Annotated in this window: 21 protein-coding genes; 9 read left to right on the forward strand and 12 right to left on the reverse strand. The window is 59.8% G+C overall.

Annotated features, from left to right (window positions below):
• Nucleotides 1–86 precede the first annotated feature (86 nt).
• The 6 genes from purB to C8K63_RS30495 all read right to left on the reverse strand — a co-directional run bounded on the left by purB (nt 87) and on the right by C8K63_RS30495 (nt 6,773).
• Nucleotides 87–1,457: an adenylosuccinate lyase gene (gene purB / locus C8K63_RS17535; RefSeq protein WP_108217854.1), complete on the reverse strand. Its 1,371-nt coding sequence runs from the start codon at nt 1,455–1,457 to the stop codon at nt 87–89.
• A 125-nt stretch (nt 1,458–1,582) separates the two neighbouring features.
• A complete protein-coding gene (gene hflD / locus C8K63_RS17540; RefSeq protein ID WP_108217855.1) occupies nt 1,583–2,206 on the reverse strand; it encodes a high frequency lysogenization protein HflD in 624 nt (207 codons plus the stop codon).
• On the reverse strand, nt 2,203–3,336 hold the full coding sequence (gene mnmA, locus C8K63_RS17545; RefSeq protein WP_108217856.1) for a tRNA 2-thiouridine(34) synthase MnmA: 1,134 nt from the start codon (nt 3,334–3,336) through the stop codon (nt 2,203–2,205). Before mnmA ends, hflD begins: the two co-directional genes overlap by 4 nt.
• Before the next feature lie 59 nt (nt 3,337–3,395).
• Nucleotides 3,396–3,842, reverse strand: a complete 447-nt coding sequence (locus tag C8K63_RS17550; protein ID WP_108217857.1) for an NUDIX hydrolase — start codon at nt 3,840–3,842, stop codon at nt 3,396–3,398.
• A 198-nt stretch (nt 3,843–4,040) separates the two neighbouring features.
• A complete protein-coding gene (locus C8K63_RS17560; RefSeq protein WP_108217858.1) occupies nt 4,041–6,266 on the reverse strand; it encodes an NADP-dependent isocitrate dehydrogenase in 2,226 nt (741 codons plus the stop codon).
• A gap of 339 nt (nt 6,267–6,605) precedes the next feature.
• On the reverse strand, nt 6,606–6,773 hold the full coding sequence (locus C8K63_RS30495; protein WP_177413231.1) for a hypothetical protein: 168 nt from the start codon (nt 6,771–6,773) through the stop codon (nt 6,606–6,608).
• On the opposite strand from C8K63_RS30495, the gene icd reads away from it, so the two are divergent.
• Nucleotides 6,772–8,028, forward strand: a complete 1,257-nt coding sequence (gene icd / locus C8K63_RS17565; RefSeq protein ID WP_057399856.1) for an NADP-dependent isocitrate dehydrogenase — start codon at nt 6,772–6,774, stop codon at nt 8,026–8,028. The genes C8K63_RS30495 and icd overlap by 2 nt on opposite strands.
• An 80-nt stretch (nt 8,029–8,108) precedes the next feature.
• Here icd and cspD read toward each other — a convergent pair whose 3' ends face one another.
• Nucleotides 8,109–8,363, reverse strand: coding sequence for a cold shock domain-containing protein CspD (cspD, locus tag C8K63_RS17570; RefSeq protein WP_108217859.1), 255 nt, complete (start codon nt 8,361–8,363; stop codon nt 8,109–8,111).
• Between the two features lie 224 nt (nt 8,364–8,587).
• Here cspD and clpS point away from each other — a divergent pair, with 224 nt between their 5' ends.
• On the forward strand, nt 8,588–8,950 hold the full coding sequence (gene clpS, locus C8K63_RS17575; protein ID WP_032829596.1) for an ATP-dependent Clp protease adapter ClpS: 363 nt from the start codon (nt 8,588–8,590) through the stop codon (nt 8,948–8,950).
• A 30-nt stretch (nt 8,951–8,980) separates the two neighbouring features.
• On the forward strand, nt 8,981–11,251 hold the full coding sequence (clpA, locus tag C8K63_RS17580) for an ATP-dependent Clp protease ATP-binding subunit ClpA (RefSeq protein ID WP_108217860.1): 2,271 nt from the start codon (nt 8,981–8,983) through the stop codon (nt 11,249–11,251).
• A gap of 329 nt (nt 11,252–11,580) precedes the next feature.
• Here the strand turns inward: clpA and infA are convergent, their stop codons facing one another.
• From infA to trxB, 4 genes are all read right to left on the reverse strand, one after another.
• A complete protein-coding gene (infA, locus tag C8K63_RS17590; protein WP_002553999.1) occupies nt 11,581–11,799 on the reverse strand; it encodes a translation initiation factor IF-1 in 219 nt (72 codons plus the stop codon).
• A gap of 111 nt (nt 11,800–11,910) precedes the next feature.
• On the reverse strand, nt 11,911–12,618 hold the full coding sequence (locus C8K63_RS17595; RefSeq protein WP_108217861.1) for an arginyltransferase: 708 nt from the start codon (nt 12,616–12,618) through the stop codon (nt 11,911–11,913).
• 57 nt (nt 12,619–12,675) lie between these two features.
• Entirely contained in the window at nt 12,676–13,356 is a 681-nt protein-coding gene (gene aat, locus C8K63_RS17600; RefSeq protein WP_108217862.1) for a leucyl/phenylalanyl-tRNA--protein transferase, read from the reverse strand.
• Nucleotides 13,357–13,418: 62 nt separating this feature from the next.
• Nucleotides 13,419–14,378, reverse strand: a complete 960-nt coding sequence (gene trxB, locus C8K63_RS17605; RefSeq protein WP_108217863.1) for a thioredoxin-disulfide reductase — start codon at nt 14,376–14,378, stop codon at nt 13,419–13,421.
• 306 nt (nt 14,379–14,684) lie between these two features.
• On the opposite strand from trxB, the gene C8K63_RS17610 reads away from it, so the two are divergent.
• From C8K63_RS17610 to cysG, 6 genes are all read left to right on the forward strand, one after another.
• Nucleotides 14,685–17,096 (forward strand): DNA translocase FtsK, encoded by a 2,412-nt coding sequence (locus C8K63_RS17610; RefSeq protein ID WP_108217864.1) that lies wholly within the window; start codon nt 14,685–14,687, stop codon nt 17,094–17,096.
• A 67-nt stretch (nt 17,097–17,163) separates the two neighbouring features.
• The gene (gene lolA / locus C8K63_RS17615) at nt 17,164–17,787 is read left to right on the forward strand and encodes an outer membrane lipoprotein chaperone LolA (protein WP_057399851.1); all 624 of its coding nucleotides are present in this window, start codon (nt 17,164–17,166) and stop codon (nt 17,785–17,787) included.
• 151 nt (nt 17,788–17,938) lie between these two features.
• Nucleotides 17,939–19,261 carry a replication-associated recombination protein A gene (locus C8K63_RS17620; protein WP_108217865.1) on the forward strand — a complete coding sequence of 441 codons (1,323 nt, stop codon included), beginning with the start codon at nt 17,939–17,941 and terminating at the stop codon, nt 19,259–19,261.
• Nucleotides 19,261–19,635, forward strand: a complete 375-nt coding sequence (crcB, locus tag C8K63_RS17625) for a fluoride efflux transporter CrcB (protein ID WP_108217866.1) — start codon at nt 19,261–19,263, stop codon at nt 19,633–19,635. The genes C8K63_RS17620 and crcB overlap by 1 nt, the downstream gene beginning before the upstream one ends.
• A 16-nt stretch (nt 19,636–19,651) precedes the next feature.
• Nucleotides 19,652–20,932 carry a serine--tRNA ligase gene (serS, locus tag C8K63_RS17630; RefSeq protein WP_108217867.1) on the forward strand — a complete coding sequence of 427 codons (1,281 nt, stop codon included), beginning with the start codon at nt 19,652–19,654 and terminating at the stop codon, nt 20,930–20,932.
• Nucleotides 20,933–22,327 carry a siroheme synthase CysG gene (cysG, locus tag C8K63_RS17635; RefSeq protein WP_108217868.1) on the forward strand — a complete coding sequence of 465 codons (1,395 nt, stop codon included), beginning with the start codon at nt 20,933–20,935 and terminating at the stop codon, nt 22,325–22,327.
• Between the two features lie 115 nt (nt 22,328–22,442).
• Here cysG and C8K63_RS17640 read toward each other — a convergent pair whose 3' ends face one another.
• Nucleotides 22,443–23,444, reverse strand: a complete 1,002-nt coding sequence (locus tag C8K63_RS17640; protein WP_108217869.1) for a glutathione S-transferase family protein — start codon at nt 23,442–23,444, stop codon at nt 22,443–22,445.
• Nucleotides 23,445–23,452 lie beyond the last annotated feature (8 nt).

The raw sequence follows: 23,452 nt of genomic DNA on the forward strand, positions 1-23,452 counted from the left end.
GTGTAACCTATTGAAAAAATGCACTTTTCAGACGGGAATAAAAACGCCCGGCGCGGCCGGGCGTCTTAAAAGGGTCTAGCGGTCGATCAGATGCGTCTGGCTTGTTCTACAGCGTTGCCGATGTAGTTGGCCGGGGTGAGCAATTTCAGCTCGGCCTTGGCGGCGGCTGGCATGTCCAGGCCGTCGATGAAAGTCTGCAGCGCTTCTGGGCTGATGCCCTTGCCGCGGGTCAGTTCTTTCAGCTTTTCGTACGGGTTTTCGATGTTGTAGCGACGCATCACGGTCTGGATCGGCTCGGCCAATACTTCCCAGCAGGCGTTCAGGTCAGCGGCAATCTTCTGCTCGTTGAGCTCCAGTTTGCTGATGCCTTTCAGGCTGGCTTCGTACGCGATCACGCTGTGGGCGAAGCCGACACCGAGGTTGCGCAGTACGGTGGAGTCGGTCAGGTCGCGCTGCCAGCGAGAGATCGGCAGCTTGCTCGCCAGGTGCTGGAACAGTGCGTTGGCGATACCCAGGTTGCCTTCGGAGTTTTCGAAGTCGATCGGGTTGACCTTGTGCGGCATGGTCGACGAACCGATTTCGCCAGCAATGGTGCGCTGTTTGAAATAACCCAGGGAGATATAGCCCCAGATGTCGCGGTCGAAGTCGATCAGGATGGTGTTGAAGCGCGCGATCGCGTCGAACAGCTCGGCAATGTAGTCGTGCGGTTCGATCTGCGTGGTGTAGGGGTTGAAGCCCAGGCCCAGCTCGTCTTCGATGAAGGCGCGGGCGTTGGCTTCCCAGTCGATCTCCGGGTAGGCCGACAGGTGGGCGTTGTAGTTGCCGACAGCGCCGTTGATCTTGCCCAGCAGCGGAACGGCAGCGACTTGAGCGATCTGGCGCTCAAGACGGTAAACCACGTTCGCCAGTTCTTTGCCCAGGGTGGTCGGCGAGGCCGGTTGACCGTGGGTGCGCGACAGCATCGGTACGTCGGCGAAGCGGATCGCCAGTTCGCGGATGGCGTTGGCGGTCTGGCGCATCAGCGGCAGCATCACGTCATCACGGCCTTCGCGCAGCATCAGGGCGTGGGACAGGTTGTTGATGTCTTCGCTGGTGCAGGCAAAGTGGATGAACTCGCTGACCTTGGCCAGTTCCGGCAGCTTGGCCGCTTGCTCTTTGAGCAGGTATTCAATGGCCTTGACGTCGTGGTTGGTGGTGCGCTCGATCTCTTTGACGCGCTCGGCGTGCTCCAGAGAGAAATTTTCCGCCAGGGTGTTGAGTACAGCGTTGGCTTCGGCGGAGAACGCCGGCACTTCGCTGATGGCAGGGTGAGCGGCCAGGCGCTGGAGCCAGCGCACTTCAACCAGAACGCGGGCACGGATCAGGCCGTACTCGCTGAAAATCGGGCGCAGGGCCTGGGTTTTGCCGGCGTAGCGGCCGTCAACAGGGGAAACCGCAGTGAGCGAAGAGAGCTGCATGGGGTGTTCTCGGACAGTCGGGCAACGAAATGGGGCGCGTATCATACATGAAAAAATCCGCCGGTCCGTCGCCAACTGACCGGCGTATTACGCGTATTGCTATGTTCGGTATCTGTCGATACGGGTTATTCGTTACGCATCAACGGGTAAAGCTCTTTGAGCAATTTGCGGCGGCTGATCACCAGTTGCCAGCGATGACCGCCCAATTGCCGCCACAGGCGGGCCGAACGGATGCCGGCCAGCAGCAGGGCACGAATTTTCGAGGCATTGCTCGGTTGTTGCAGGTTGCGCATGTCGCCGTGCACCTGGATGCGTTGGCGCAGGGTGCTCAGGGTGTCCTGATACAGCGCGCCGCAGGCGGCGATCACGTTTTCGTGGGCCGGGCCGAAGTGTTCGACCTGGGACTGGATCTGCGGCAGACGCTTGCCGATCACGTCGAGCATGTCGTTGCGCTTTGCCAGCTGACGCTCAAGGCCGAGCATGGCCAGGGCATAACGCAGCGGTTCGCGCTGCAGGGCGCTTGGGTCGCGTTCGAGGGCGCCGATCAGCGCGCGGTAGCCTTCACGCAGGTTGATGTCGTCGCCGCCGTAGACTTCCAGAGTGTCCTTGGGGTCGCGGATCAGCAGGCTACCGAGCATGCAGGTCAGTCCGGCTTCGTTGGTCTGGCCGGACTTGGCAATCCTGTCCACCAGCACGGCGGCGAGAAACACGCCGCCCAGTGCTGTCAGTTGCTCCTGAATCGGGTTCATAGGGCCTGGCCCTTGCTCGTCCACGGCTGCGCTACTTCAATCACGCCGCCGCCGAGGCAGATTTCACCGTCGTAGAACACCACGGACTGGCCCGGAGTGACCGCGCGTTGCGGATCATCGAAGGTTGCGCGATAACCCGTGGCGGTTTTTTCAAGGGTGCACGGCTGGTCGCTCTGGCGATAACGAACCTTGGCGGTCAGCTTGCGTGGCTGGCTCAGATCGATCGGGTTGACCCAGTAGATATCGGAAGCGAGCAGGGCGCGGGAGAACAGCCACGGGTGATCGTTGCCCTGGCCAACGATCAGTTCGTTGTGTTCCAGGTCCTTGACCAGCACGTACCACGGCTCATCGCTGGCATCTTTCAGCCCGCCAATGCCCAGGCCCTGGCGCTGGCCGATGGTGTGGTACATCAGGCCGTGGTGACGGCCGATGACTTCACCTTCGGTGGTCTTGATCTCGCCCGGTTGCGCTGGCAGGTACTGCTTGAGGAAGTCGCTGAAGCGGCGCTCGCCGATAAAGCAGATCCCGGTGGAATCCTTTTTCTTCGCGGTCGCCAGCTCGTATTTCTCGGCAATGGCGCGCACTTGCGGTTTTTCCAGCTCGCCAACCGGGAACAGGGTCTTGGCGATCTGTTCACCGCCGACGGCGTGCAGGAAGTAGCTCTGGTCCTTGTTCGGGTCCAGGCCCTTGAGCAGTTCGGTGCGGCCGTCGATGTCGCGGCGACGCACGTAGTGGCCGGTGGCGATCAGGTCGGCACCGAGCATCATGGCGTAGTCGAGGAACGCCTTGAACTTGATTTCACGGTTGCACAGGATGTCCGGGTTTGGCGTGCGTCCGGCCTTGTATTCGGCCAGGAAATGCTCGAACACGTTGTCCCAGTACTCGGCGGCGAAGTTGGCGGTGTGCAGCTTGATGCCAATCTTGTCACACACGGCCTGAGCATCCGCCAGGTCATCCATGGCGGTGCAGTATTCGGTTCCATCGTCTTCTTCCCAGTTCTTCATGAACAGGCCTTCCACCTCATAGCCCTGCTCGATCAGCAGGAGGGCGGAAACGGAAGAGTCCACGCCGCCGGACATACCGACAATGACGCGCTTCTTTTGTGTGTCAGAAGGGGCTGGGTCACGCATAGGGATTCAATGAGTGTCTTGAAAAAGGACGCGATTCTATCAGGCTGGAGCCTGCATGGCTAAAGAGAAGGACGGATCAATTCGAGGCCGAAGTTCTGGCCTGCCAGATAGTCGTCGATGCAGCGGATGATCAGCTCGCTGCGCCAGTTGTCGCGCTGCTCGATTAATTCCTCGCGGGTCAACCACTTGGCGCCGACGATGCCGTCGTCCAGTTGATAATCCGCGTGGTGTTTCAGTGGTTTGGCGATAAAGCAGACCCGCTGGTAGGTCACGCCGTTGCTCGGGGCGGTGTAGAGGTAAATGCCCAGTACGCCGGTCGGTTGGACGTCCCAGCCGGTTTCCTCGAGGGTTTCGCGAATGGCGGCTTCGGTCAGGGTTTCGTTCGGGTCCAGGTGGCCGGCGGGCTGGTTGAGCACCACACGCCCGTGCTTGAGTTCTTCGACCATCAGGAAGCGACCGTTGTCTTCGACGATGGTGGCGACGGTGATGTGGGGTTTCCAGTCCATGAGATGTCCTCAAATTCCAAAGTTGAAACACAGTCCAATGTAGGAGTGAGCCTGCTCGCGATGGCGGTATGTCAGTGACATCAATATTGGCTGACATGACGCTATCGCGAGCAGGCTCACTCCTACAATGGGTTTGTGTGAATTCTGAAAACACAAACCCCGGCACGGGGCCGGGGTTTGTGGTGCTTCCTTACAACCTTACACCAGCGCAGCTACCGCCGCGTTGAAGGTTGCGCTTGGGCGCATGGCCTTGCTGATCAGCTCGGCGTCGGCGTGGTAGTAACCGCCGATGTCCACTGGCTTTCCCTGAACGGCGTTGAGTTCGGCAACGATGGTCGCCTCGTTCTCGGTCAGGGTCTTGGCCAGGGTCGCGAACTGCGCTTGCAGTGCAGCGTCTTCGGTCTGGGCAGCCAGGGCTTGAGCCCAGTACAGCGCCAGGTAGAAGTGGCTGCCGCGGTTGTCGATGTTGCCGACTTTGCGCGATGGCGACTTGTTGTTGTCCAGGAACTGGCCGGTGGCCTGGTCCAGGGTCTTGGCCAGCACCAGCGCCTTAGGGTTGTTGTAGGTCACGCCCAGGTGTTCCAGGGACGCGGCCAGGGCCAGGAATTCACCCAGCGAATCCCAACGCAGGAAGTTTTCTTCCAGCAGCTGCTGAACGTGCTTCGGAGCCGAACCACCGGCGCCGGTTTCGAACAGGCCACCGCCGTTCATCAACGGCACGATCGACAGCATCTTGGCGCTGGTGCCCAGTTCCATGATCGGGAACAGGTCGGTCAGGTAGTCGCGCAGTACGTTGCCGGTCACCGAAATGGTGTCCTTGCCTTCGCGGGTGCGCTGCAGGGTGTACTTCATCGCATCGACCGGCGCCATGATCTGGATGTCCAGGCCGGCAGTGTCGTGATCCTTCAGGTAAGCCTGAACTTTCTCGATCACTACGCCGTCGTGGGCGCGCATCGGGTCCAGCCAGAAGATCGCCGGGGTCGCGCTTGCGCGAGCACGGTTGACGGCCAGTTTGACCCAGTCCTGGATCGGAGCGTCTTTGGTCTGGCACATGCGGAAGATGTCGCCGGCCTCGACAGCCTGTTCCATCAGCAGGGTGCCCTTGCTGTCGGTGACGCGAACAACGCCGTCAGCCTTGATCTGGAAAGTCTTGTCGTGGGAGCCGTATTCTTCGGCTTTCTTCGCCATCAGGCCAACGTTCGGCACGCTGCCCATGGTGGTCGGATCGAACGCGCCGTTGGCCTTGCAGTCTTCGATCACAGCCTGGTAGATGGTCGCGTAGCAGCGATCCGGGATCACGGCCTTGGTGTCGTGCAGCAGGCCGTCGGTGCCCCACATCTTGCCGGAGTCACGGATCATCGCCGGCATCGAGGCGTCGACGATCACGTCGCTCGGCACGTGCAGGTTGGTGATGCCTTTGTCGGAGTTGACCATCGCCAGGGAAGGGCGAGCGGCGTAGACCGCCTGGATGTCAGCTTCGATGGCCGCTTGCTGTTCAGCAGGCAGGGCCTTGATGCGAGCGTACAGGTCGCCGATGCCGTTGTTCAGGTTGAAGCCGATCTGTGCCAGTACGTCAGCGTGCTTGGTCAGTGCGTCTTTATAGAACTCGGCAACGATCTGGCCGAACATGATCGGGTCGGAGACCTTCATCATGGTGGCTTTCAAGTGAACCGACAGCAGCACGCCTTGTGCCTTGGCGTCTTCGATTTCGGCCGCGATGAAGCTGCGCAGGGCGTTTTTGCTCAATACCGCGCAATCGAGGATCTCACCGGCTTGTACGCTGGTCTTTTCTTTCAGGACGGTGGCGGTGCCGTCTTGAGCGATCAGTTCGATTTTCACGGCGTCAGCGGCGTCGATCAGGGCGGCTTTTTCGCTGCCGTAGAAATCGCCGGTGTTCATGTGCGCGATGTGGGACTTGGAGTCCTTGGCCCACGCGCCCATTTTGTGCGGGTGCTTGCGTGCGTAGTTCTTGACCGACAGCGGCGCGCGACGGTCGGAGTTGCCTTCACGCAGAACCGGGTTCACGGCGCTGCCCTTGATCTTGTCGTAACGCGCCTTGGCTTCTTTGTCGGCGTCGCTGGTGACGGTCTCAGGGTAGTCCGGCAGTGCGAAGCCCTGGGCTTGCAGCTCTTTGATCGCGGCTTGCAATTGCGGAACCGAGGCACTGATGTTCGGCAATTTGATGATGTTGGCTTCAGGCGTAACGGCCAGGGCGCCCAGTTCGGCGAGGTGGTCGGCTACGGCTTTGTCGCCCAGTTGCTCGGGGAAGCTGGCCAGGATGCGCCCTGCAAGAGAGATATCGCGGGTTTCAACGGCGATATCAGCCGAGGCGGTGAACGCCTCTACGATAGGCAACAGTGAATAGGTGGCGAGGGCAGGAGCTTCGTCGGTGAAGGTATAGATGATCTTCGAGCGGGTGGGCATATTCGGATTAACTCTCTCTTCTTTGCTAAAGCGTGCGCAGAAACTCGAGGGCGCCGGGTAAGCGCGTTCGTTCAAAGTCATCCATGAGCCGAATATCGAGGTTTCGTTGCTGTGATGTTGGGTGCATCAGTAGGGCGTCAAGTGGCCGGACTGCGATAACAGACCGGCTTTGGGCGCAAACGCTCGTCGCTTTTCATCAAGCGGCAGGCTGTTTTACCCGTCGTGACCCTTTGGTCAGCGGCGGCATTATACATAGGTAGCTGGCAATCTGCCGATGGTTCATACGCAACGAATGTCGTCCATTGGTCTAAAGGTCGCAGGGGCAAGTCGGGCGTAGAGTCATTCGTCGTGCTTGGTTTTGGCGCTTTTCCCTTTGCTTTCAGGCTTGTAGCTCGCCAGATGCAAGGCTTTGCCGCCGATGGGCGGAACATAGGGTTTGCGCGCCGATTCAACTGGGTTACGCTCGAACCAAGCCAGATGTTCAATCCAATCAATGGAGTTCAGCATGGGTTACAAGAAGATTCAGGTTCCAGCCGTCGGCGACAAAATCACCGTCAATGCAGACCATTCTCTCAATGTTCCTAATAACCCGATCATCCCCTTCATCGAAGGCGACGGCATTGGCGTCGACATCAGCCCGGTCATGATCAAGGTTGTCGATGCTGCTGTTAAGAAGGCTTACGGTGGCGAGCGCAAGATTTCCTGGATGGAGGTGTACGCCGGGGAGAAAGCGACTCAGGTTTACGATCAGGACACCTGGCTGCCTCAGGAAACCCTGGACGCGGTCAAGGACTACGTGGTTTCCATCAAGGGCCCGCTGACCACCCCGGTCGGTGGCGGCATCCGTTCCCTGAACGTGGCCCTGCGTCAGCAACTCGACCTGTACGTCTGCCTGCGCCCGGTGCGCTGGTTCGAAGGCGTGCCTAGCCCGGTCAAGAAGCCGGGCGATGTCGACATGACCATCTTCCGCGAGAACTCCGAAGACATCTACGCCGGCATCGAGTGGAAGGCCGGTACGCCGGAAGCCACCAAAGTCATCAAGTTCCTCAAAGAAGAAATGGGCGTGACCAAGATCCGTTTCGACGAGAACTGCGGCATCGGCGTCAAGCCGGTATCCCTGCAAGGCACCAAGCGTCTGGCGCGCAAGGCCCTGCAATATGTGGTCGACAACGACCGCGACTCGCTGACCATCGTGCACAAAGGCAACATCATGAAGTTCACCGAAGGTGCCTTCAAGGAGTGGGCCTACGAAGTGGCGGCTGAAGAGTTCGGCGCGACCCTGCTCGACGGCGGTCCGTGGATGCAGTTCAAGAACCCGAAAACCGGCAAGAACGTTGTCGTCAAGGATGCCATTGCCGACGCCATGCTCCAGCAAATCCTGCTGCGTCCGGCCGAGTACGATGTGATCGCGACCCTGAACCTGAACGGCGACTACCTCTCCGACGCCCTGGCGGCGGAAGTGGGTGGTATCGGTATCGCGCCGGGTGCCAACCTGTCCGACACCGTGGCCATGTTCGAAGCCACCCACGGTACGGCACCGAAGTACGCCGGCAAGGACCAGGTCAACCCGGGCTCGCTGATTCTCTCCGCTGAGATGATGCTGCGCCACATGGGTTGGACCGAAGCGGCCGACCTGATCATCAAGGGCACCAACGGCGCGATTTCCGCCAAGACCGTGACCTATGACTTCGAACGTCTGATGGAAGGTGCGAAGCTGGTGTCGTCTTCCGGTTTTGGTGATGCGCTGATCTCGCACATGTAAGAAAACGCAGGCACACAAAAACCGCCTGATTCAAGTATTTGAGTCAGGCGGTTTTTTTATGGCTGGTTGACGGTGCGGCGTTAAACCGTAACGGTCTGTTCAATGATGGGGGTGGTGGCCTTCGAAGCATCCACCGGGTTGCCGATGTTGACCGCGTGCAGGCCTTTGGGGCCCTGGATGATGTCGAATACGACAGCTTGCCCGGCTTTCAGGGTTTTATAGCCATCCATTTTAATGGCTGAGTAGTGGGCAAACAGGTCTTCTGTCTTGCCTTCCTCGTTGATGAATCCGTAACCCTTGGCGTTGTTGAACCACTTCACCTTGCCGACAGCCATACCCAACTCCCTCTGCAACAGACTCCATCACTGGAGTATCATCCAGTACATCCGCAGTCGAATCTGTAAATAAGATTGACTCCGCGGACCTTTTTTACCCACTGTGGGCTCTATTGTTTGTAACACCGTTTTGCCGATAGTCAAGCTGACCGGGCAGTCGGAGTTGAAAACGCTGATAGCCGCCCCCACCACTGTATTTGAACAACTGACGAACCTTTCTTTCCATGCATGCAATCAGCCAGATTCGACTAACATTCAATCAGGATCGCCCTGATTTACACGACGACGATTCCACGGGCATTGCTGTTCAGGAGGCAAAGCCTGCACTACAGGCGCCGCCGATGTACAAGGTGGTTTTGTTCAACGATGACTACACACCGATGGATTTCGTCGTCGAAGTGCTCGAGGTGTTTTTTAACCTGAATCGCGAGCTGGCGACCAAGGTCATGCTGGCCGTCCACACAGAAGGACGGGCAGTATGTGGAGTGTTTACCCGCGACATCGCCGAGACCAAGGCCATGCAGGTCAACCAGTACGCCAGGGAAAGCCAGCATCCGCTACTCTGTGAAATCGAGAAGGACGGTTAATCGCCGACCACTTGGGTATGAGGTGAAGCTATGTTAAACCGCGAGCTCGAAGTCACCCTCAATCTTGCCTTCAAGGAAGCCCGTTCGAAGCGTCATGAGTTCATGACCGTCGAGCACCTCTTGCTGGCCCTATTGGACAATGAGGCTGCCGCCACCGTTTTGCGTGCGTGCGGCGCAAACCTCGACAAACTCAAGCATGACCTGCAGGAGTTCATCGACTCCACCACGCCATTGATCCCCGTGCATGACGAGGATCGCGAAACCCAGCCAACCCTGGGCTTTCAGCGTGTCCTGCAGCGTGCTGTGTTTCACGTACAGAGCTCGGGCAAACGCGAAGTGACTGGTGCCAACGTGCTGGTCGCGATCTTCAGTGAGCAAGAGAGTCAGGCGGTGTTCCTGCTGAAACAGCAGAGCGTCGCCCGTATAGATGTCGTCAACTACATTGCCCACGGCATTTCCAAGGTGCCGGGGCATGGCGATCACTCTGAAGGTGAGCAAGATATGCAGGACGACGAGGGCGGTGAATCTTCTTCCTCGGGTAATCCCCTGGATGCTTATGCCAGCAACCTCAATGAGTTGGCGCGCCAGGGTCGTATCGATCCGTTGGTGGGGCGTGAGCTGGAAGTCGAGCGTGTCGCGCAGATCCTCGCGCGTCGGCGTAAAAACAATCCGCTGCTGGTGGGCGAGGCGGGCGTGGGTAAAACCGCGATTGCCGAAGGCCTGGCCAAGCGCATTGTCGACAACCAGGTGCCGGATCTGCTGGCCAACAGCGTGGTTTACTCCCTTGACCTGGGTGCCTTGCTGGCCGGTACCAAGTACCGTGGCGATTTCGAGAAGCGCTTCAAGGCGTTGCTCAATGAGCTGAAAAAACGTCCACAGGCGATCCTGTTCATCGACGAGATCCACACCATTATTGGTGCGGGTGCCGCGTCCGGTGGTGTCATGGATGCCTCGAACCTGCTCAAGCCGCTGCTGTCATCCGGTGATATCCGTTGCATCGGTTCGACCACCTTCCAGGAGTTCCGCGGCATCTTCGAGAAGGACCGTGCCTTGGCCCGGCGCTTCCAGAAGGTCGATGTGTCGGAGCCTTCCGTGGAAGACACCATTGGCATTCTGCGTGGCCTGAAGGGGCGTTTCGAGCTTCATCACAATATCGAATACAGTGATGAAGCCCTGCGCGCGGCTGCCGAACTGGCTTCGCGTTACATCAATGATCGTCACATGCCGGACAAGGCCATTGATGTCATTGATGAGGCGGGTGCCTATCAGCGTCTGCAGCCGGTGGAAATGCGCGTTAAACGCATCGAAGTGCCTCAGGTCGAGGACATCGTTGCGAAGATTGCGCGGATTCCACCAAAACACGTCACCAGCTCCGATAAAGAGCTGCTGCGTAACCTCGAGCGTGACCTGAAATTGACCGTGTTCGGTCAGGATGCCGCGATCGATTCGCTGGCAACCGCGATCAAGCTGTCCCGTGCCGGCCTCAAATCCCCTGACAAGCCTGTCGGTTCGTTCCTGTTCGCAGGGCCGACCGGTGTCGGTAAAACCGAAGCGGCACGTCAGTTGGCCAAGGCGTTGGGTGTCGAGCTGATTCGCTTCGACATGTCCGAATACATGGAGCGCCACACCGTATCGCGTCTGATCGGTGCGCCTCCAGGGTATGTCGGGTTCGATCAGGGTGGTCTGCTGACCGAAGCCATCACCAAGCAGCCACACTGCGTGCTGTTGCTCGATGAGATCGAGAAGGCGCATCCGGAAGTCTTCAACCTGCTGTTGCAGGTCATGGATCACGGTACGTTGACCGATAACAATGGGCGCAAGGCGGATTTCCGTAACGTGATCGTCATCATGACGACCAACGCCGGTGCCGAGACTGCAGCTCGCGCTTCAATCGGTTTCACCTATCAGGATCACTCTTCCGATGCGATGGAGGTGATCAAGAAGAGCTTCACGCCGGAATTCCGCAACCGTCTGGACACCATCATCCAGTTTGGTCGCCTCAGCCATGAGGTCATCAAGAGTGTGGTGGACAAGTTCCTTACCGAGCTTCAGGCGCAGTTGGAAGACAAGCGTGTGTTGCTGGAAGTCACCGATGCAGCCCGCAGCTGGCTGGCCGAAAGTGGTTACGACGCGGCGATGGGTGCTCGCCCAATGGCTCGCCTGATCCAAGACAAGATCAAGCGTCCGCTGGCGGAGGAGATTCTCTTTGGCGAACTGGCCGAACATGGCGGCGTGGTGCACATCGACATCAAGGACGGCGAGCTGACCTTCGAGTTCGAGACCACGGCCGAGATGGCCTGACGTTCAGAAGCAAAACAAAAAGGCGCCGAGAGGCGCCTTTTTGCTGCCTGCACGCGAATCCCCTGTAGGAGCTGCCGCAGGCTGCGATCTTTTGATTTTGTTTTTTAAGATCAAAAGATCGCAGCCTGCGGCAGCTCCTACAGGGATGTTCTTCAAATCCCAGGCAAACAAAAACGCCCGGCATGAGCCGGGCGTTTTGTGTTGACTTGATTAGCGAGGGCTCTATCTCTGTAGGAGCGAGCTTGCTCGCGATGGTCGTCAACGATGTTGCGGGGAATCTGACTTGGCGCGGTGCTCTCAGGTTTTTCGCGAGCAAGCTCGCTCCTACCTTAGCGAGCGCGGTAAGTGATGCGCCCTTTGCTCAAGTCATAGGGCGTCAGCTCGACGCGCACTTTGTCGCCGGTAAGAATGCGGATGTAGTTCTTGCGCATCTTGCCGGAGATGTGCGCGGTTACGACGTGCCCATTTTCCAACTCCACACGAAACATGGTGTTGGGCAGGGTGTCGACGACAGTGCCTTCCATTTCGAAGCTGTCTTCTTTCGACATGCAGTAAAGCCCTCGGTGTCCAATGAATGGCCCGGTGCAACTGCGCCAGGCAAAAGCGGCGTGCATTGTGCCCGAAAAGTGGGGTTTAAGCCAAGGGGTTTAGGGCTGGCTCTAGTTTAGAACCACCCAGCGCTGATTAATCAGCAACTCAATGGGGCGATATTGAGTCTTGTAGTTCATCTTTTTGCAGTTTTTGATCCAGTAGCCCAGGTAGACCGCCTCCAGCCCCAGCCGGCCGGCCTCGGCGATTTGCCAGAGGATTGCGTAGCGCCCAAGGCTGCGACGCTCTTCGGCGGGCTCGTAGAAGGTGTAGACCGCCGAAAGACCGTTCGGCAGTAAATCGGTGACGGCGACGGCCAGCAGCCGGCCGTTCAGGCGAAATTCATAAAAGCGTGAAAACGGCAGGTCCCGCACCAGGAATGTCGAAAACTGGTCGCGACTTGGCGGGTACATGTCGCCATCGGCGTGACGCTGTTCGATATAGCGCTGGTAAAGGTCGAAGTACTCTTCGTTGAAGCGGGGCTTGGCGGGGCGCACCTGCAAATCCGCGTTGCGCTTGAAGATGCGTTTCTGTTGCCGGTTGGGCGTGAACTGTCCCACGGGAATACGCGCCGGAACGCATGCATTGCAATTCTGGCAATGCGGTCGGTAGAGATGGTCGCCACTGCGACGAAACCCCATCTCCGACAGGTCTGCATAGACATGCACATCCATGGGCTGACTAGGGTCGAGGAACAGGGTTGTGGCCTGTTCCCCGGGCAGATAACTGCAAGAGTGCGGCTGAGTGGCATAGAACTTCAAACGCGCCAACTCGGTCATGATCAACCCTCGGGATAATGCTTTTGAATAAGTGTAAGCCACACGGGCAAAAGTCGCTCAGCAAACCCAGGTGGCATGGTTGGGTTGGTCAAGGTGCCTGGCCAGATAATCGGCAAACTCGCGGCGCGCAATCGCCCGGGCGCCCAGGCTGTGCAAATGATCGGTGGGCATCTGGCAATCGATCAGTACGAAGCCTGAGTCTTTCAGATGCCTGACCAGTGTGGCAAAACCGAATTTCGAGGCGTTGTCAGCGAGGCTGAACATGGACTCGCCGAAAAACAGCTGGCCCATTGCCAGGCCATACAACCCGCCGACCAGTTCATCCCCGTCCCACACTTCCACCGAGTGCGCGTGTCCACGCCTGTGCAGCTCGATGTAGGCGTCCTGCATGGCTTCGGTGATCCAGGTGCCGTCGGCGTAATCCCGGGGGGCTGCACAGGCGCGGATGACGGCGGCGAAGTCCTGGTCAAAGGTCACTTGATAGCGTTGCTGGCGCAGCAGTTTGTTCAGGCTGCGCGAGACGTGCAATTCGTCGGGAAACAGAACCGTGCGCGGATCCGGCGACCACCAGAGAATCGGCTGGCCTTCAGAAAACCAGGGGAAGCAGCCGTGGCGATAAGCCGAGATCAGCCGATCGGCGGACAGATCGCCACCGGCAGCCAGAAGCCCGTTGGGGTCGCGCATGGCCTTTTCCAGCGGTGGGAAATGCAGGGTATTGCGTTGTAACCAAGTCAGCATGGCATCCGGGCTTGCAGAAGGGGAGGGCAGTGGCGGGTGTTGACCCGCCGTAAAGTTTGCCTTCAAACGGCAGGAATGTCGTCGAGGTATTTTTCGGCGTCCAGCGCCGCCATGCAACCAGCCCCGGCAGACGTAACGGCCTGGCGATAAACGTGGTCGGCTACGTCGCCGGCGGCAAACACGCCTGCAATCGCCGTAGCGGTGGCATCGCCTTCGCTGCCACCCTTGACCAGCAGATACCCGTTGCGCATCTCCAGTTGGCCCGTGAACAGGTCGGTGTTGGGTTTATGGCCGATGGCGATAAACACCCCGGCCAGCGGCAGTTCTCTGGTTTCGCCGGTGTGGCTGTCCCGCAGGCGGGCACCGGTCACGCCGCTGGCATCGCCGAGCACTTCATCCAGATTCTGGTTCCAGTGCAGGCGGATATTGCCGTTGGCGGCCTTTTCGGAGAGTTTGTCCTGGAGGATCTTCTCCGAGCGCAGCTTGTCGCGCCGATGGATCAGGTGCACTTCCTTGGCGATGTTCGACAGGTACAAAGCTTCCTCGACCGCAGTGTTACCGCCACCGACCACCGCAACCACCTGATTGCGATAGAAAAATCCATCACAGGTCGCGCATGCCGAAACCCCTTTGCCAGCAAATTTTTCTTCCGACGGCAGACCCAGGTATTGCGCAGAAGCGCCGGTGGCAATGATCAGTGCGTCGCAGGTGTAAGTCGCGCCATCGCCGATCAGTTCGAACGGCCGTTGTTGCAACTTGGCGGTGTGGATGTGGTCGTAAACGATCTCGGTGGCAAAGCGCTCGGCGTGTTTTTGCATGCGGTCCATCAGGACCGGTCCGGTCAGGCCTTCGACGTCGCCTGGCCAGTTATCCACCTCGACGGTGGTGGTGAGCTGGCCACCTGCCTGTATGCCGGTAATGACAACGGGATTGAGGTTGGCGCGGGCGGCATAAACGGCTGCGCTGTAACCGGCAGGACCGGAGCCCAGGATAATCAGGCGTGAATGCTTCGCTTCGCTCATAAAAACACCTCATAAGCCTTTGTCACAAAAGAGAATGCATGCTCAAATTGAACGGCATGTCATGTGCTGTTGACTATGCTACACCCTAGGGGCTCAAGCATGGCGTCGTGCGTACAAACCCGTACAATGCCCTGCGTGTTACCTATATTCAGTGCGCGCCGTGTTTATAAAAACCTGGGCGTAGTGTTAAAAGTAGTCCCGGTAACACGTGTTAACTTTTTTACCTGCCTGGATTGGGCAGTTTTTTGGCAGTTTTTATAGTCTTTCAACAGATGGACGCGCCCATGGCGCAGGAAAAGAAGCGTTTTGAAGAAATCCACCGCAGCACCTAAACCAGCCGTCGTTCCGCTCTGGCGCCAGCACTTGCACTACCGACTCAAGGAAGGTGCGCTGATCGCCATCGGTGCCTTGTGCCTGTTCCTGATGATGGCCTTGTTGACCTATGGCAAGGATGATCCGGGCTGGAGTCATAACAGCAAGATCGACGACGTGCAGAACTTCGGCGGTCCAGCGGGCTCCTACAGCGCCGATATCCTGTTCATGGTGCTGGGTTACTTCGCCTACATCTTCCCGTTGCTGCTGGCCATCAAGGCGTACCAGATCTTCCGCCAACGTCACGAACCGTGGCAGTGGAGCGGCTGGCTGTTCTCCTGGCGCCTGATCGGCCTGGTGTTCCTGGTGCTGTCGGGTGCCGCTCTGGCCCATATCCATTTCCATGCCGCGACCGGTTTGCCGGCCGGTGCGGGCGGTGCGCTGGGTGAAAGCCTCGGCGACCTGGCCAGGAACGCCCTGAATATCCAGGGCAGCACGCTGTTGTTCATCGCGCTGTTCCTGTTCGGCCTGACCGTGTTTACCGACCTGTCGTGGTTCAAGGTCATGGACATCACGGGCAAGATCACCCTTGATCTGTTCGAGCTGTTCCAGGGCGCGGCCAATCGCTGGTGGGCGGCCCGTACCGAGCGCAAGCAACTGGTCGCCCAATTGCGTGAAGTCGACGACCGCATGGATGAGGTGGTTGCGCCGACCGTCACTGACAAACGCGAGCAGGCCAAGGTCAAGGAACGCCTGATCGAACGTGAGCAAGCCCTGAGCAAGCACATGTCCGAGCGCGAGAAACAGGTGCCGCCGGTGATTGCGCCCGCGCCGCCAAAGCCCGTCGCACCGAGCAAACGCGTCGAGAAAGAGAAACAGGCGCCGCTGTTCGTCGACAGCGCCGTGGAAGGCACCTTGCCGCCAATCTCGATTCTCGATCCCGCGGAAAAGAAACAACTCAATTACTCGCCTGAATCCCTGGCGGCGGTTGGCCACCTGCTGGAAATCAAGCTCAAAGAATTCGGCGTTGAAGTTACGGTGGATTCGATTCACCCGGGTCCGGTGATTACCCGTTACGAAATCCAGCCGGCGGCTGGCGTCAAGGTCAGCCGCATCTCCAACCTGGCCAAAGACCTGGCCCGTTCCCTGGCCGTGACCAGCGTGCGCGTGGTGGAAGTGATTCCGGGCAAGACCACGGTCGGTATCGAGATTCCCAACGAAGACCGGCAGATCGTGCGTTTCTCCGAGGTGTTGTCGACCCCCGAGTACGACAACTTCAAATCCCCGGTCACCCTGGCCCTGGGTCACGACATCGGCGGCAAGCCGGTCATCACCGACCTTGCGAAAATGCCGCACTTGCTGGTGGCCGGTACCACCGGTTCCGGTAAGTCGGTGGGTGTGAACGCGATGATCCTGTCGATCCTGTTCAAATCCGGCCCGGAAGACGCCAAGCTGATCATGATCGACCCGAAAATGTTGGAACTGTCGATCTACGAAGGCATTCCGCACCTGCTGTGCCCAGTGGTCACCGACATGAAGGACGCCGCCAACGCCCTGCGCTGGAGCGTCGCCGAAATGGAGCGACGCTACAAGCTGATGGCCAAGATGGGCGTGCGAAACCTGTCGGGCTTCAACGCCAAGGTCAAGGAAGCCCAGGACGCCGGCGAGCCGTTGAGCGATCCGCTGTACAAGCGCGAAAGCATCCACGACGAAGCGCCGCTCCTGCAAAAACTGCCGACCATCGTGGTGGTGGTCGACGAATTCGCCGACATGATGATGATCGTCGGCAAGAAGGTTGAAGAACTGATCGCCCGTATCGCGCAAAAGGCTCGTGCGGCCGGTATCCACCTGATCCTCGCGACCCAGCGTCCGTCGGTGGACGTGATCACCGGTCTGATCAAGGCCAACATCCCGACTCGTATGGCGTTCCAGGTATCGAGCAAGATCGACTCGCGGACAATCATCGACCAGGGCGGTGCCGAACAGCTGCTGGGCCACGGTGACATGTTGTACATGCCGCCGGGCACCAGCCTGCCGATTCGTGTTCACGGTGCATTCGTGTCCGACGATGAGGTTCACCGCGTGGTGGAAGCCTGGAAGCTGCGGGGCGCGCCGGAATACAACGACGACATCCTCAATGGTGTCGAAGAGGCGGGCAGCGGCTTCGAAGGCAGCAGCGGTGGCGGCGACGGTGACGATCCCGAGGCCGACGCGCTGTACGATGAAGCCGTGCAGTTCGTGCTGGAAAGCCGTCGCGCTTCCATTTCCGCGGTTCAGCGCAAGCTGAAGATCGGCTACAACCGCGCCGCGCGCATGATCGAAGCCATGGAAATGGCCGGGGTCGTGACGTCCATGAACACCAACGGTTCGCGTGAAGTCCTGGCTCCGGGCCCGGTGCGCGACTGACCCGAGCATGAAAGGGGGGGCGCCCATTGGCGTCGCCCGCACTCCCACGAATGTTATGAGGACTCCCATGCGTCTGATCCGCATGCTGTTGCTGCCGGTACTGGCTTTGACCACGCTCCAGGCTAACGCCGATGACAAGGACGTGGCGCGCTTGACCCAACTGCTGGAAAAATCCCAGACCCTGACTGCACGTTTCTCGCAACTGACCCTCGATGGCACCGGCACCCAGTTGCAGGAAACCGCCGGCGACATGTCCCTGCAGCGTCCAGGCCTGTTCTACTGGCACACCGACGCGCCGGCCGAGCAGACCATGATCTCCGATGGCAAGAAGGTCACCCTGTGGGACCCGGACCTGGAACAGGCCACCATCAAGAAGCTCGACCAGCGCCTGACCCAGACCCCAGCGTTGCTGCTGTCCGGTGACGTGTCCAAGATTAGCCAGAGCTTCGACATCAGCGCCAAGGAAGCCGGCGGCGTGATCGACTTCACCTTGAAGCCGAAAACCAAGGACACCCTGTTCGACAGCCTGCGCCTGTCGTTCCGCAATGGCCTGGTCAACGACATGCAGTTGATCGACAGCGTTGGTCAGCGCACCAATATCCTGTTCACCGGGGTGAAGGCCAACGAGCCGATCCCGGCCTCCAGGTTCAAGTTCGATATCCCTAAAGGGGCGGACGTAATTCAGGAATAACTCACATAACCTTTGTAGGAGCGAGCGTGCTCGCGATAAACCCGAGCACGCCGCGGGGTGTCAGGTTTACAGCGTTATCGTTGGCAACCATCGCGAGCGAGCTCGCTCCTACAGGATCGGCATCGGACCCAGTGAGGTTTCAGAGGTAGTGATGGACCTGTTTCGCAGCACCCCCATCGCCCAGCCCTTGGCCGCCCGCCTGCGCGCGGCCAACCTGGACGAGTACGTCGGTCAGGAACACGTGCTCGCTCGCGGCAAGCCCTTGCGCGAAGTGCTGGAGCAGGGTGCCCTGCATTCGATGATTTTCTGGGGCCCGCCGGGCGTGGGCAAAACCACCCTGGCGCGGTTGCTCGCGGAAGTTTCGGATGCGCACTTCGAAACGGTCTCGGCGGTGCTGGCCGGGGTCAAGGAGATCCGCCAGTCGGTGGAAATCGCCAAGCAGCAGGCCGCGCAATACGGCCGCCGCACCATCCTGTTCGTCGACGAAGTGCATCGCTTCAACAAGTCCCAGCAGGATGCGTTCCTGCCGTACGTTGAAGACGGCACGCTGATTTTCATCGGCGCGACCACGGAAAACCCCTCGTTCGAACTCAACAACGCCTTGCTCTCCCGGGCACGCGTCTATGTGCTGAAAAGCCTCGACGAAGCAGCCCTGCGCAAACTGGTGCACCGCGCGCTGACCGAAGAGCGTGGCCTGGGCAAACGGAACCTGACCCTCAGCGACGAAGGCTTCCAGATGCTGCTGTCGGCCGCCGATGGCGATGGTCGGCGCCTGCTCAACCTCCTGGAAAACGCTTCGGACCTGGCGGAAGACAACAGCGAAATCGGCACCGAGCTCCTGCAAAGCCTGCTCGGCGATACCCGCCGGCGGTTCGACAAGGGCGGCGAAGCGTTCTATGACCAGATCTCCGCGCTGCATAAATCGGTGCGCGGCTCCAACCCCGATGGCGCGCTGTACTGGTTCGCGCGAATGATCGACGGCGGTTGCGACCCCTTGTACCTGGCCCGGCGCGTGGTGCGCATGGCCAGCGAAGACATCGGCAATGCCGACCCGCGCGCCCTGAGCCTGTGTCTGGCGGCGTGGGAGGTGCAGGAACGCCTTGGCAGCCCCGAAGGCGAACTTGCGGTGGCCCAGGCCATCACCTATCTGGCCTGCGCGCCGAAAAGCAACGCGGTTTACATGGGCTTCAAGACCGCACTGCGCGCCGCCGCCGAGCACGGTTCGCTGGAAGTGCCGCTGCACCTGCGCAACGCGCCGACCAAGCTTATGAAGCAGCTGGGCTACGGCGATGAATACCGCTATGCCCACGATGAGCCGGACGCCTATGCCGCTGGCGAAGACTATTTTCCGGAAGAACTCGACCCGATCCCGTTCTATCAACCGGTGCCCCGTGGCCTGGAGCTGAAAATCGGCGAGAAGCTCAATCACCTGGCAAAACTCGACCGTTTAAGCCCAAGGCAGCGGAGAAAATAGTGCTTCCACTGATTGTTGCGGTTTCCGTCGGCGGGATGGCCGGTACGTTATTGCGCTTTGCCACGGGCAACTGGATCAACGCGAATTGGCCGCGGCACTTCTATACCGCGACGCTGGCCGTTAATATCGTGGGCTGTTTGCTGATCGGCGTTCTATACGGTCTGTTTTTGATACGCCCGGAGGTGCCCATCGAGGTGCGTGCCGGGTTGGTCGTCGGCTTCCTCGGAGGGCTGACGACTTTTTCATCCTTTTCACTGGATACGGTGCGCCTGCTGGAAAGCGGGCAAGTGCCGCTGGCCCTGGGCTATGCGGCGCTCAGCGTATTCGGCGGGCTGCTTGCCACCTGGGCCGGCCTGTCCTTGACCAAACTTTGATAAACGAGAAACCGACATGCTCGATTCCAAACTGTTACGTAGCAACCTTCAGGACGTAGCGGACCGCCTGGCATCCCGTGGCTATGCCCTGGATGTTGCGCGCATCGAAGCGCTGGAAGAACAGCGCAAGACCGTCCAGACCCGCACCGAAGCACTGCAGGCTGAACGTAATGCGCGTTCCAAATCCATCGGTCAGGCCAAGCAGCGCGGTGAAGACATCGCGCCGCTGATGGCGGACGTCGAGCGCATGGCGGGCGAATTGAGCGCCGGTAAAGTCGAACTGGACGCGATCCAGACCGACCTGGACTCGATCCTGCTGGGTATCCCCAACCTGCCGCACGAATCCGTGCCGGTCGGCGAAGACGAAGACGGCAACGTCGAAGTGCGCCGCTGGGGCACGCCGACGGCCTTCGATTTCCCGGTTCAGGACCACGTGGCCCTGGGCGAGAAGTTCGGCTGGCTGGACTTTGAAACCGCCGCCAAACTGTCCGGCGCCCGTTTCGCCCTGCTGCGCGGCCCGATCGCCCGTCTGCACCGCGCCCTGGCGCAGTTCATGATCAACCTGCACGTCACCGAGCACGGCTACGAAGAGGCCTATACGCCTTATCTGGTCCAGGCACCGGCGCTGCAAGGCACCGGTCAACTGCCGAAGTTCGAAGAAGACCTGTTCAAGATCGCGCGCGAAGGCGAAGCCGACCTGTATCTGATCCCGACCGCTGAAGTGTCGCTGACCAACATCGTCGCCGGCGAAATCGTCGATTCGAAACTGCTGCCGATCAAATTCGTTGCCCACACCCCGTGCTTTCGCAGCGAAGCCGGCGCGTCGGGTCGCGATACCCGCGGCATGATCCGCCAGCACCAGTTCGACAAGGTCGAGATGGTGCAGATTGTCGAGCCATCGAAATCCATGGAAGCGCTGGAAGGCCTGACCGCCAACGCCGAGAAAGTCCTGCAACTGCTGGAACTGCCTTACCGCACCCTGGCCCTGTGCACCGGCGATATGGGCTTCAGCGCGGTCAAGACCTACGACCTGGAAGTGTGGATCCCGAGCCAGGACAAGTACCGTGAAATCTCGTCGTGCTCCAACTGTGGCGACTTCCAGGCCCGTCGCATGCAAGCGCGTTTCCGCAACCCGGAAACCGGCAAGCCGGAACTGGTGCACACCCTGAACGGCTCCGGCCTGGCAGTGGGTCGTACCCTGGTCGCGGTGCTGGAAAACTACCAGCAGGCTGACGGTTCGATCCGCGTACCCGACGTGCTGAAGCCGTACATGGGCGGCCTTGAGGTCATTGGCTAAATGAACTATCTGCCGCTGTTTCACAACCTGCGCGGCAGTCGTGTGTTGGTCGTCGGTGGGGGGGAAATTGCCTTGCGCAAATCCCGCCTGTTGGCCGATGCCGGTGCGCTGCTGCGGGTGGTTGCACCTGAAATCGAAGCACAACTGCGCGAACTGGTTGCCGGCAGCGGTGGCGAGTGCCTGTTGCGTGGTTACGCCGAAACGGACCTGGAAGGTTGCGGGCTGATCATTGCCGCCACCGACGACGAGGCGCTGAACGCACAAGTCTCCGCCGATGCCCATCGGCGTTGCGTGCCGGTCAACGTGGTGGACGCGCCGGCCCTGTGCAGCGTGATCTTCCCGGCCATCGTCGACCGTTCTCCGTTGATCATTGCAGTGTCCAGCGGCGGCGATGCGCCGGTGCTGGCACGCTTGATCCGTGCCAGGATCGAAACCTGGATTCCTTCCACCTACGGTCACCTGGCTGGTTTGGCGGCGCGTTTCCGTCATCAGGTCAAAGGCCTGTTTCCCGATGTGCAGCAGCGTCGGGCGTTCTGGGAAGATGTTTTCCAGGGCCCGATTGCCGACCGGCAACTGGCTGGGCAGGGCGCTGAAGCCGAGCGGTTGCTCCAGGCGAAAATCGATGGCGAAGCGCCAGTGGCGACCGGTGAGGTCTATCTGGTGGGCGCAGGCCCGGGCGATCCCGACCTGCTGACCTTCCGCGCCTTGCGTTTGATGCAGCAAGCCGACGTAGTGCTATACGACCGCCTGGTGGCGCCGGCGATCATCGAGTTGTGCCGCCGCGACGCCGAGCGGGTTTACGTCGGCAAGCGCCGTGCCGATCACGCGGTGCCACAGGATCAGATCAACCAGCAATTGGTGGATCTGGCCAGGCAAGGCAAGCGCGTGGTGCGATTGAAGGGCGGTGATCCGTTCATCTTCGGTCGTGGTGGTGAAGAGATCGAAGAACTGGCGGCCCAGGGCATCCCGTTCCAGGTCGTGCCGGGGATCACGGCGGCCAGCGGTTGCGCGGCCTACGCCGGGATTCCGCTGACTCACCGCGATTATGCGCAGTCGGTACGCTTTGTCACCGGGCACCTGAAGGACGGTTCCACCGATTTGCCCTGGGCCGATCTGGTGGCCCCGGCGCAAACCCTGGTGTTCTACATGGGGCTGGTGGGCTTGCCGATCATCTGCGAACAGTTGATCAAGCATGGTCGCGGTGCCGATACCCCGGCAGCGTTGATCCAGCAGGGCACCACGGTCAACCAGCGGGTGTTTACCGGCACCCTGGCAGACCTGCCACGCCTGGTAGCGGAGCATGAAGTGCATGCGCCGACATTGGTGATCGTGGGTGAAGTGGTGCAACTGCGCGAGAAACTGGCGTGGTTCGAAGGGGCTCAGGGGCAGGTCTGAAGATCGAGTTGCCCCCATCGCGAGCAGGCTCGCTCCCACAGGGATTTGTGTGCGACACAGATCCAATGTGGGAGCGAGCCTGCTCGCGATGGGGCCTTCAATGACACCGAAGTGCTCAGGCCTTGCGCCAAACCCCTTTCCCGCTCAACCGCTCCCGATCATGGGCCGCGGTGAAGTCCTGGGTCGGCCCTTTGGGCACCACACCCGTCGGGTTGATGGTGCGGTGGCTGGCGTAGTAGTGGTTCTTGATGTGGGTGAAGTCCACCGTCTCGGCCACCCCCGGCCACTGATAGATCTCGCGCAGCCAGTTCGACAGATTCGGATAATCGGCAATCCGCCGCAGATTGCACTTGAAGTGCCCGTAGTACACCGCATCGAAGCGAATCAGCGTGGTGAACAGGCGGATGTCTGCTTCGGTCAGGTACTCACCCGCCAGGTAACGGTTGGCACCCAGCAGCAGCTCCAGTCGGTCCAGCTCGGCAAACACATCATCGAACGCTTCTTCATAAGCCTGCTGTGACGTGGCAAACCCGGCGCGGTACACGCCATTGTTCACCGCCGGATAAATCCGCTCGTTCAACGCATCGATCTCACCGCGTAGCGGCGCCGGGTAGAAGTCCAGGTCGTTACCGGTCAAATCGTCGAAGGCACTATTGAACATGCGGATGATTTCCGATGATTCATTGCTGACGATGCGCTTTTGCTGTTTGTCCCACAGTACCGGTACGGTGACGCGGCCGGTGTAGTCGGCGGTGTCGGCGGTGTAGCGCTGGTGCATGAAGTCGAAGTGATCGAGCTTGTCGCCGGTCGAACCCAGGTGCTGGTCGAAGGTCCAGCCGTTTTCCAGCATCAACCAACTGACCACCGAAACGTCGATCAGCTTTTCGAGGCCTTTGAGTTTGCGCAGGATCAGTGTGCGATGAGCCCACGGACAGGCCAGGGAAACGTACAGGTGATAGCGCCCGGGTTCGGCCGCAAAACCGCCGACGCCGGTCGGTCCCGGCTTGCCGTCAGCGGTCAACCAGTTGCGACGCTGCGCCTGTTCACGCTGGAACGCGCCGTCCTTGCTGCTTTCGTACCACTTGTCCTGCCAGCGGCCATCCACTAACAATCCCATGTTAAAGA

Origin of the sequence: Pseudomonas sp. GV085, from assembly GCF_003050925.1 — a bacterium.
In the GTDB taxonomy this organism is placed as follows: Bacteria; Pseudomonadota; Gammaproteobacteria; order Pseudomonadales; family Pseudomonadaceae; genus Aquipseudomonas.